Below are 10,337 nucleotides of genomic sequence, written 5' to 3'. Positions count from 1 at the left end.
CTTATCCTAACCAAACTAGCTAGTCTCAACCCCAATAAGACCCCCGCAGGGTCTTATGTCCCCACAACTCCACCATTTTCACGCTCCAGTCGCCATTCCCATTCGATAAGACCCGACTTCCCCCCCTGAACACAAAAAATCCCGCGTCTACGACACGGGACTCTATTATGCACCTGTAACCAGACCTGATCTGACTTCGGCCGCCTGTTGGCGGGCCGCTTTTCACCGGGTTCCTGCCTCTCGCATGCAGCTTTGGTCTGCCTTCGATCGAGCCCCTCGCCTTCTGCACGCCGGTTGAGCACCGCGCGCTTTGCGTGTGAATAAAGCTAGCCCGGCTACAGCGTTACCCAGCCATATTTGATGGATTGAATAACCGCTTGCGTGCGGTCGTCAACCTCCATCTTCTGCAAGATGCTGCTTACATGGTTTTTAACGGTTTTCTCGCTAATGAACAAATACTCGCCAATCATCTTATTGCTCTTGCCTTCCGCCATAAGACGCAGCACTTCCGCCTCGCGGCGAGTAAGCGGATTGTCTTCGCCCGCTATGAACTTCACGCCTGGCTCCATGCCAGCCGCAGCGCCCGAAATCACGCCCATCTCATCCAGGTAAGTCATGCGGCGCAGCTGGTTGATCAGCTTTCCTGTTACCTTCGGATGGATGTAAGCATGACCGTTCACCACGGAACGGATCGCGTTAATAAGCGACTCCGCCTCCATGTCCTTCAGCAAGTAACCGGTAGCCCCTTTGCGGAGCGTCTCGAATACATAGCTTTCGTCGTCATGAATGGACAGAATGATAACTTTTACATCGGGGAAAATCGTCTTCAGCCTCTCGGTCGTTACAACGCCGTTCTCGATGGGCATGTTAATATCCATTAACACGATTTCCGGAATCGTGTGGTTGCAAAACTCAAGCACTTGTATGCCGTCTCCGCATTCCCCAATAACTTCGAGATCGTCTTCCATGTTCAGAATCCGTTTAAGTCCTTCGCGGAAAAGTTGATGATCATCCGCTAGCAATACTTTTATCTTGCGCTTACTTCCCGGCGCAGCCTGGTTCATCGTCATCTTACTCCTTTCTACTCTCTACGGTAATTGGGATGTTGATTATAATCTTCGTCCCTTGTCCTAATTTTGAGTCGATTTCCATCCTCCCTTCAAGAAGATCTACACGCTCGCGCATGCCAATCAAGCCGAAAGAAGAGTTGTTCTGCGCATGGGCTTCCGCCTGCTCGCTCTGGAATCCAATACCGTTGTCCACGATCGTAATCGTGACCGTCTCAGTCGTAAAAGCAACCTCCAGCGTAACAAAGGATGCTCTTGCATGCTTCTGAGCATTGGTGAACGCTTCCTGAACGAGACGGAAAACACCAGCCTCCATGGCTGACGGCATCCTGACTTCTTTACCGTTAAGCTCAAAGATTGTCCGGATCTTTGTCTTATCTTCAAAGTCGTGAGCGAACTTGCGAAGTGCAGGTACAAGACCCAAATCATCCAAGGCCATCGGACGCAGGTTGAAAATAATTTTTCTTATTTCCTCCAGTCCGGAACGAACCTGACCTTTCAGATCTAATAATTCGTCCTGCACCAATTGAAATTCCTTCTTTAGTAGCATTCTTTCCACAATTTCCGTTCGTAGCACGATATTGGCAAGCGATTGAGCCGGTCCGTCGTGAATTTCCCGCGAAATCCGCTTCCGTTCTTCTTCTTGCGCCACGATGATCTTGAGACCTATCATCTGTCTCGTCTTCGCCGACTCCAATATGCGCGATACCTGGTTAAGGTCGCCGGACAAATACTGGAGCACCACATTGATTTGCGAGGCAATCGTCTCCGCCCGCTCGATCGACTTCTCGACATTGCGGACCCGCTTCTGCAGATCGTCCCGGCGAGTTTTCAGATACGCTTCCTTCTCCCGGTAAACCATCAGGTCGAGCTGAATTTGAGTCGCCTTTTCGTAGGCGGTTTTGATGTCCTCTTCTTTATATCGAACAAAGTCTCGGCTAACTTCAGTCAGCCGAATGCGAGCGCGCCGGTAGTCCTGCTCCAGCTGGTCTACTCTTTCGATTGTCGTTAACGTTTCCGCAAGAACAATCTCGAGCTCCTGACCAAGGGATTCGAGCTCCTGGCGCGCCGATTCGCATATTTCGTAAATTTGTAGTTTGCTGTCCTCCATAACGGAGATCGCATTCGTAATCACTCTATTAATATCCACGATGTGCTGGTCCAAAACAATCGGCAACCTTTCTTAAATTCTAAGAATATATAAGTTTCACCTTATAAATAGCGCTTAGAATTCTCGGAATGAAACATTCCCCGCTACCCTAGGACAACGAGGCCGTTTCATCTGGTTAAAGGCTATTCCCCTTTATCATAACACAGGTTGGTTGCCGCTCGTCCACCATTAATCGATGGCAATCTTTTTCGTTTTGTTATCGTAGGTGACCTTTAGACCCAATTTTTCGGAAACGAGACGGATCGGAATTAACGTTCTTCCGTTCTTGATCATAGGAGCCACTTCCGTCTGGGAAAGCGCGCCGTTGATATTAATTTCCTTTTTGCCGATGACCATTTCAAGCATTTTGGAACCGTTCAGAACGGTCACGCGATTGAGCTTATTGTCCCATTTCAGCGTAACGCCCATCGCATCGGTAACAAACCGAATCGGTACATAAGTCGTACCGCCCGTCTCCAGCGGAGCGACTTCCATCGCAATCGTCTTGCCGTTGGATACGGCCGACTTTTTGCCGATCGTCATTTCGATATGGCCCTTAGTCGGTGTTGTCGTTGAAGCCGCATATTGCAGCTTGATGTTATCAATGCCTACCGCGCCTGTTGCTGCACGCTCATCCTGACCGTCCGGCGTTGTCACCACGTAAACGCGCTTCAGCTTAACCGGATACGCCATTCCTTTGGCAGACAGATCGGCCTTAACCGATTTCCAGCCTGTCCAGTCGAGCTGCTTAGCCAGATCCACGAGGTGAACCGTACCATTGGCATCCACGAATTCGGCGCGCAGCCAGTTCAAGCTCTTATCGCCGTATACGTCCATTGTCATCGATACCGGGGAGCCGTCAATCGATTTTCCGGAGGTGCCGTTAAACTGCGCGTATACCGCTTTTGTACCGGTCCCGGCACTAAAGTCGTAGGAAATTTGCAGCGCTTTGCCTGACGTTTGGCCCGGCAGGTCCGCCACCAGCTTGACGCTGCCCGTTGTTGTCGCGGCCGGCGTCACCTGCGGGCTGATCGCATAGGATACATTTTCGAATGTCTCCAGCGTTTTCTCGGAGCCGCCCTGCGTGAACGGAAGCATGGTCGCATAGCCGTCGTAGCGGCCAATCGCGTAGCCCGATGTCGCGCCCGAATCGACGGAGTTTACCGTGAGCGTATCGCCGCTTGTTGTTGCGGTAAAGCCAGTGAACTCCCATTGCAGCGAGTCGCCGGTCAGCTTGTAGGTTTTGCCGTTCTTCAGGGTAACCTTAACCGGAATGGATACCGTTGCCCCCTTCGACAAGACGCCTGCCGCCGTATCGAGTTTCAGCTCCGCAATCTGATCTTTGCCGATAACCTCAACCGGATAAGTAGCCGTAACGGAGCCGGACTTCACCGTAATGTTGGTTATACCCGGCTTGGAAGCCGTAAACGTATTGCCGCTGAACGAACCAACGCCCGTTGTGCTGCTCCAGCTTGCATTCGTTCCGTCTACCGTAGTTGGATTGTAATAGGTATCATAGCCTTTTACAGAGAAGGTTGTCTTTTGTCCGACAAAAAGAATATTCGAACCGCTGACCGCAATCCCTTTCAGATTGCCTTGCGGCGCCGTCGTGAATACGCCAATCGAATTGGAAATGCTGCGCTGCGTTGTATCGTATTGCGTGGAATGCGCCAAACGAAGCGAAGTCTCGCCAAGCGGACGCTCAATCATCGTTGTTGAACCGCCGCCGTCGAGGTTGATCCCTTTGTACACGCCAAGCTTCACCATGACCTGCTGGAGTTCTTTCAGATTAAGCCCCGTGCTGTCGCCGTAGTCCTCGCTTGTAATCAGATAAACCTTCGTACCGTCCTTGGAATAACCAACCGCCGTACGGGATACGTAGGAAGAGCCGCTGACGCCCGTAATATCGCGAGAGAAAGTAGCAGCCGCACCGTTATTTACGAGAATCGTATGTCCGCCTACCAGCATTTCAAAAGATGCAGGATCTACCTTTTGCCCGGATGTGGCGGATACGAGCGAGTAATCGGAGGTTACCGACTGGCCGACCTGCAAATGCTCGAGAATAAATTGGGCCGCAGTCCCATGGCCGCGCAGGATATAACCGTCTGCCGGGATCGCCCCGGTTAACGGCTTGCCGTCCGAGATTTGCTGAACGACTCCGTTTACGACCAGTGCTTCCGTTGGAGTTGTTGACGAGTTCTTAGGGCGCTCCGCGCCGCCCCAGGCGCTGTTGTAAATATAGAGAGCATTAAGGTGGCTGTAGCTGGATAAGCCGCCTTCCGGAATATAAGCTGACTGGTTCAGCCCTGCAAGCGTAAAGCTGGAGCCGTCCGCGGACGTAACCTTACCGTCGAAGGTATAGCTGTCGATGACCGGCTTGCGGTCTTTTGTCACGGCAAAAGCATACATGCCCTTAATTTGCATCGGGCTGGTCATCAGCGTTCCGCTTGTTACCTGCGCGCCCATTGGCGAGCCTTCCGTTGTTGTGATAAACACATCGGCGTTGATGCCTGCAACCGCGCCGTTCTCTTTCGTCATATTCATAACCGTATTCAGCTTGCCTACGGTATCGTTCTTGCCGCTCATGGTGTTCAAGTTTACATACGGATTGGTTAGATCCACTTGAATAACATGGATATTCGCTTGAGCAGCTTTGCCGCTTCGTGTGGTCGTCCAGAGATAGTCCATTCTTTGCGCGCCAGCCGTAATATACGACTGTTGAAGAAGCTTAAGGGATGGCTCTGCCGTAGCAGCAGCCGCTGTACCTGCTTGGAACGGGTTTAAGTCAAAAGAAATAGCTGACGAGACTGGCTGAGCCAGCAATGTGCCACCGATTACGACAACCGCGATCTTTTTGCCTAGACTTCCCGTCTGCCGGACTTTGCTGTTATGTACCTTACTCATCGTTATAGCAACTCTCCTAATCTATTAATCTACCTATTATAGACTATTAGAAGGGGAGAAAAGTTCCGAGTATAAAAATTTCTTAATAAAATGGGAGGGAAGTGCTGGGTGTTAGTAGGACTATTGGGAAGAGCAAGGCTGCGAGAAAAGGTCATTCTTCCGATCGCTGTTGCAGACGAATTCTTTTGAATTATAACGATGCTATCGTTAGAATTCGTCCTGCAAAGGCGAACGCTTAAAAGCTTTCTGAAAGAAAGCTGCTTCGTAAGCATATGCTTTTCTCCAGAATGACCTTTTCTCTCCGCCCCTCTGGCCGCCCCATCCCCCAGCACTTGGGAGGGCGGACCGAATGAAGTGGGTCATCGCGTGGACCAAACTACCGCCCACTGATGACCCGCAGGTTCTATCTCTTAAGGTCCCATAGGGGCCCTAACTTCTACGCCACCGCCCCTTTCAACCGCCTACACTGCCACCTTCGCCATCTTAAGGTCCCTTAGGGACCTTAACCTACTATCTAGCTACTCCTTTTTCACACTTAAGGTCCCATAGGGACCTTAACTTCTACGCCACCGGCCATTTCAACCGCCTACACTGCCACTTTCGCCATCTTAAGATCCCTTGGGGACCTTATCCTACTATCTAGCTACTCTTTTTTCACGCTTAAGGTCCCTTAGGGACCTTATCTTCTACGCCACGCCCATGTCCAACGTCCACACTGCCACTCCTGCACATAAAAAGCCCCGTCGCAGTGACGGGGCTCTAGAAAGATTAAATTAATCTAACAAATCTACATACTCCAGCAAGCGTTTGATCATAACGATCGCTTCGGCGCGAGTAGCGTTTTTGGTTGGGCCAAAGGTGGTTTCGGTCTGGCCGGTGATAACCCCCATATATACGGCTTTAGCCAAATCGCTTTTCGCCCAGGACGCTACTTTCGTCCGGTCGCTGAATTTGGACAGGTATGTCGTTTCCGACTGTGGCAGAGTGATTGTCACCGCAGCAGCCTTTGTGGCACGGGACATCATAACCGCCATCTCCTGGCGAGTTATCGGGCTGTTCGGCTTAAACGTACCGTCCGTGTTGCCCGTTACGATGCCCGCTTTGGACGCAGCGCCGATATAAGCCGCTGTAACGGTTCCCCCTGTTACATCCCTGTACTTCGAAGCATCGCTCCGGCTTCCGGACAAACCGAGACCGCGAACAATATACGCCGCAAATTCCGCGCGGGTAATGGAGCTTTGCGGATCAAACTTCGTTGTGGATCCCGAACGACCTTCGATAATGAATTTATTCGACATCATCTTGATCGTCGAACCCGCCCAATGCGAGCCGATATCGGTAAACCTCGATGAACCGCTGATCAGAGCATAAGAGCTGTTGCCCTTCCGCTTGAACGTTACCATATTCGTACCGTTCTCCGTAGAGAATGTGGTTGGCACGTACGATAGCTTGCCGGTTTGCGGGTCCAGCCACACAACCGCGCTGTTGCTCGAATTTGCAGCTACTAACGACTCAAAGCTCCGTTTGACATAGCCGCCAAATTCCGAAAGATTCTTTTCGGTCGTCCCGTTCACTACCGAGGTCTCGAACGTAATTGGCGTCGACAAGAGGGATGCCCCCGCTTTACTGATAGCCGAAGTTAAACCACTGGTATTCGAGTTAGAGCCCTTTTCAATTTTAATCAAAAGATTGCCTGTTGTTGAGCTTGATCCGATCAGGGACGCCATACTCTTGAAAGCCAGCGCGCTAAGCGGAATCTCATAGGAGCTTGTTCCGTACTGTACGACAAAAGACGATCCGTTACTTGAACGGTAAGCCGTCTCCAATACCGTTAACGGAACGGCTACAACCGCCGCTCTCTCGGAACTTGGCACCTCAAAAACAACCCGCGCATTGCTGATTCCCGCGCTTCTGGCCGCCGAAAAAGCGGTAGACAGCTTATCGGCTTGGATCGTATAACGGGTAGTCGTATAGCCTGCAGGCGAAATATCCGATGTCTGCGTGGCCATCGAAGTCGTTAATCCGATGCCTCCACCGCTAGCTTCTTCATAACCGCCAGGCAGCGAATCAATTAGCGTTGTCTGATTGGCTACCGTCACATTTGTAAAGCTGTTGATCACCGTGCCGTCTGACGTGCGCAAGCTGTTAGTAGAAGTGGCGTAATAAGTAACGGTTACCGCATCGCCAACGCCAGGTGCTTGGGCAAGGGTCAGTACAACGCTATTGCCGCTAATGGTTACGTTAGTGGCCGGGTCCGCCGAATTATTAACCTTCACCGAGAAGTAGGCGGAGGATGGCGCATAGGAAGAATTGAGCGTTTTCCAGAAGGACAAGGTCAATTTGGTTCCTTTGACCACCGCCCCGTATAACCCGGTATCCGTAGACGAACCGTTTCCTATCGAAGCCGTCGCATTCGTAAATGCTGCCGCTTCATTGCCGGACAGGTCTGATAAGGCTGTGTATAACTTGGAATAGGACACTTTAACGGTCGAACCGGTTGTAATATCCGGGCTTACCGTAAGAAGGACCTGTGGACCGGAGACGGTTACCTGCGTTACGCTGCGCAGCGAGTTGTTCACAAGTACGCTGTACTGGCTGGTTGACGGTCTTCTGGTCGAATCCAGCGTTTTATTATAAGTAATGATGATGGAAGAACCGTAAGCGTCAATGGTTTGCACCGTTGGCAGCGAGGTATCCACCGTGCTGGATAATGAAATATTGCTGAAATTGCTTACTTTATTGCCTGCAGCATCCTGCAGCGGGTAAGAACCGGCACTGTAGGATACTCGAACGCTCGAACTTGAATCAATTGAAGTATTCACAGCTAGGATAACTTTATTTGCCGTACTGTACACAGATGTTGGCGTGTAGTAATTACCCCCAACATAAACACTGAATTGTGAATAAGCATAGCTGCTGACCGAAGCCAGATTTTTCGAGAAGATCAAGGTTACGATCCCGCCTGCAGCGGTCCCTCCCGTCAGCTGCGGCTGGGTTGTGTCCACGGCGGTCGTTACCGTCTGGGAAGCCAGGCTAAGCGCCTGGTTGCCCGAAAGATCCCGAATGCCCAGCGTTGCAACCGAAGGCTTGGAATACGACAGCTTCACTTGCTGCCCGTCTACGATGTTGCTGGACAATTTTAACGTAACCTTTGGTCCGGATACCGAAACGCCGATAACGGAGCGGTATGCGCCATCAACTGTGATATAGAAGCTACCGGCCGTAGGAATCGAGTTCTCCATCAAGTCTTCGTTATAAGTCATAACGATCGTTGATCCGTTGGCTTCCAGCTTCGAAATCGCCGGAGGCGTTGTATCCCCGCCAAGCGTCTTGAATGCCCATTGGTATTCGTTCTGAATGCCGTTAAACGTATTGCCCGCCAGATCGGTTACCGCATCCGGGTCAATAACGACGTAATAAGCCGTTCCTGCCTGAAGAGCCTGGTTTGGTGTAATAATAAGCTTCTTGTTGTTCAGCGGATCTACGGATACCGAGGTTCCTACCGACGGTGTCGCGCATTGACTGCTGGTGCTGCTCACGCATTGAATCCAGATCTGTCCGCTGCCCGATTGTACGGCTTCGCTAAACGTTGCGGACAAAGTCCCATTGGGATCAGCCGAGGTTGAACTGTTGGCTGGTGAAGTAGCGGCCAGAGTCGGCTTCACATTATCCTGCGTAACCGTAAACCTCCAACTGGATGAGCTCGTTAACCCGTCATAATACAACCCTACTCCATCCTTAAAAGCGCGGCTTCCGAAAGTTACGTAGTAAGAGGTATTATTCACAAAAGCTTTTGCCGCTTCGCCGCCGTATGCGCTTGTTGCATCAATGGTAATCGTGTCCGTACCGCCGCCGGATACCCGGCCGGAAGTAACCGGAATGGAGCGGAACAAGGTGCCGCTCGTTACCGTACGGATCTCGATTGTACCGCTGTCCTGAAAGACAGGCTCCGTAAACGTTAATACAAGCTTGCCTGTTGTAGCGGTCAGAATACCGCCAGCTGTTGGCGTGAGGCTCTTAAGAGCCGGCTTGGTCGTATCATTGCCATACCCGGTTGTAAAATTCCACGCCGCAGCATTAGCAATTCCCGGGAATGGATAATTCGAGCCCGAGTCCGTCTCGATAAAAGCTCCCGCATCCACTAACACATAGTAAGAGGTATTAGCGTTAAATCTAGGACTTGCCGGCAAAGTAACGGTTGCTGTCGCTCCCGTAATCGCCACTTGCGATGAGCTAGTCTTGATTCTGGCAAAAGTCGTGTTGTTCTTCACGTCTCTGATTTCAATAAACTTTTCAGTTCCGGCCGCAATATTGTGGTCGAACGTCATGGTCAGCTTATCCGTTAAGACGGATACGGAAGTCGCATAATTTGCCGGCGTAGCCGTGACGATAGTAAGAGGCGCCAGATCCGTACGGAAGCTCCAATTGACATACGAAGCGCCACCCGTCTCCATCACATTGCCTGCGCCATCTTGGAAAGCCGTTCTCGGAATCGTAACCGAATAGTCGGTATTGGAGTCCAGCGGAGTATTTGGCGTAATTGTAATCGTGCTTGTACCGCTGCCTTGCACCATGCTTGAGGTTACCGGAATATTTTTCGTATCGGTCAGGCTGCTTAATGTCACGCTGCCGCTTGCGGCATAGACAGGTTCACTAAACTGAAGGATCACTTTACTGTCCACAGCCACTTTCGTTGCGCCCGCATCCGGCGATTTCACAACAATCGTTGGGCCAGCGGTATCCACAACGGCTGCTGTTCTAAAGTTCCATGTCGTCGCACTGGAAATGCCGGCATAATAAGCACCGTTAGATACGTTGGCAAAAGCGCCGTAATCGATCAATACGTAATAATCCGTATTTACATTTAAGATTGCATCCGGATTAATGGTAGCTGTTCGGCCTGTCGCATCGAGTCTAATTTTGTAAGAAGACATCGGAATGCTCTCGACAATATCGCTTGTATTGTAGTTATAAATGGATATAACCGCTGAATCGGCGCCTTTCGTAACGGCCTCATCAAACGTCAGCGTCAAATCGCTTGCAGGCGTGACCCCAATTGCATTATCCGCCGGACTCATGCCTACAACGATAGGCCCGCTTGATGCAGCTTGTGCTACGCGAGTGTTCTCTGACCAACCCGTAAGAACGAGTTGGAGCACTAATAAGACAGCTATCATGAAACTTAATCGGCTTCGTACTAACATTTCCCGCAATCA

4 protein-coding genes are annotated in these 10,337 nt (G+C 51.0%); all 4 read right to left on the bottom strand.

The features are described from left to right. Nucleotides 1–335: 335 nt before the first annotated feature. Nucleotides 336–1,064 (bottom strand): response regulator, encoded by a 729-nt coding sequence (locus EV294_RS17105; RefSeq protein WP_127499480.1) that lies wholly within the window; start codon nucleotides 1,062–1,064, stop codon nucleotides 336–338. 7 nt (nucleotides 1,065–1,071) lie between these two features. Next, nucleotides 1,072–2,232, bottom strand: coding sequence for a sensor histidine kinase (locus EV294_RS17100; RefSeq protein WP_132308852.1), 1,161 nt, complete (start codon nucleotides 2,230–2,232; stop codon nucleotides 1,072–1,074). 174 nt (nucleotides 2,233–2,406) lie between these two features. Next, nucleotides 2,407–5,121, bottom strand: coding sequence for a stalk domain-containing protein (locus EV294_RS17095; protein ID WP_132308850.1), 2,715 nt, complete (start codon nucleotides 5,119–5,121; stop codon nucleotides 2,407–2,409). A gap of 773 nt (nucleotides 5,122–5,894) precedes the next feature. After that, entirely contained in the window at nucleotides 5,895–10,325 is a 4,431-nt protein-coding gene (locus tag EV294_RS17090; protein WP_132308848.1) for an Ig-like domain-containing protein, read from the bottom strand. Nucleotides 10,326–10,337 lie beyond the last annotated feature (12 nt).

This window comes from Paenibacillus sp. BK033 (genome assembly GCF_004345425.1).
GTDB lineage: Bacteria > Bacillota > Bacilli > Paenibacillales > Paenibacillaceae > Pristimantibacillus.
The sequence above is the reverse complement of the archived record's forward strand: the minus strand, read 5'-3'. Positions and strand labels throughout refer to the sequence as shown.

Coding starts and splice junctions, on each gene's coding strand:
- EV294_RS17105 (WP_127499480.1), bottom strand. CDS start 1,064: ATGAACCAGGCTGCGCCGGGAAGTAAGCGCAAGATAAAAGTATTGCTA.
- EV294_RS17095 (WP_132308850.1), bottom strand. CDS start 5,121: ATGAGTAAGGTACATAACAGCAAAGTCCGGCAGACGGGAAGTCTAGGC.
- EV294_RS17090 (WP_132308848.1), bottom strand. CDS start 10,325: ATGTTAGTACGAAGCCGATTAAGTTTCATGATAGCTGTCTTATTAGTG.